The organism is Cellulosimicrobium sp. 22598 (assembly GCF_052044445.1).
Classification (GTDB): domain Bacteria; phylum Actinomycetota; class Actinomycetes; order Actinomycetales; family Cellulomonadaceae; genus Cellulosimicrobium; species Cellulosimicrobium cellulans_G.
This window is the reverse complement of the sequence record NZ_JBQEMZ010000046.1, coordinates 1-902: the sequence shown is the minus strand read 5'-3', so window position 1 is coordinate 902 and position 902 is coordinate 1. Positions and strand designations below refer to the sequence as shown.

At 64.3% G+C, this 902-nt stretch carries 1 protein-coding gene; it reads right to left on the bottom strand.

Annotated elements, in window-relative coordinates:
• On the bottom strand, nt 1–902 hold a 902-nt coding region (gene clpX, locus ACTJIY_RS20810), incomplete at both ends, for an ATP-dependent Clp protease ATP-binding subunit ClpX (protein ID WP_440675400.1).

Sequence of the window (902 nt, the reverse complement as noted above, 5' to 3'; positions counted from 1 at the left end):
TTCACGTTGTCCAGCACGACCTCACGCGTGATCACGACCCGCTCCACGTCATCACGCGACGGCACGTCGAACATCACCTGCTGCAACACCTCCTCCATGATCGCCCGCAACCCCCGCGCCCCCGTCCCCCGCAGCAACGCCTGCTCCGCGACCGCCTCCACCGCACCCTCGGTGAACTCCAGCTCCACCCCGTCGATCGCGAACATCCGCTGATACTGCTTCACCAACGCATTGCGCGGCTGCGTCAAGATCCGCACCAACGCCTCGGAGTCCAACGCCGACACCGACGCGATCACCGGAAGACGCCCGATGAACTCCGGGATCAACCCGAACCGGTGCAGATCCTCCGGACGCACCTGCGCGAACAGATCCTCCCCCGCACCCGTCTCGATCGACGCACCAAACCCCACACCCCGCTTGCGCGCCCGCGCCGCCACGATGTCGTCCAACCCCGCAAACGCCCCCGCCACGATGAACAACACGTTCGACGTGTCCACCTGGATGAACTCCTGATGCGGATGCTTACGACCACCCTGCGGCGGCACCGACGCGCTCGTGCCCTCGATGATCTTCAACAACGCCTGCTGCACACCCTCACCCGACACATCACGCGTGATCGACGGGTTCTCCGCCTTCCGCGCCACCTTGTCGATCTCATCGATATAGATGATCCCCGTCTCAGCCTTCTTCACGTCGAAGTCCGCCGCCTGCACCAGCTTCAACAGAATGTTCTCCACGTCCTCACCGACATACCCCGCCTCGGTGAGCGCCGTCGCGTCCGCGATCGCGAACGGCACGTTCAACATCCGCGCCAACGTCTGCGCCAGATACGTCTTGCCCGTCCCCGTCGGACCGATCAACAGAATGTTCGACTTCGCCAGCTCCACGTAGTCCGGGTCGTC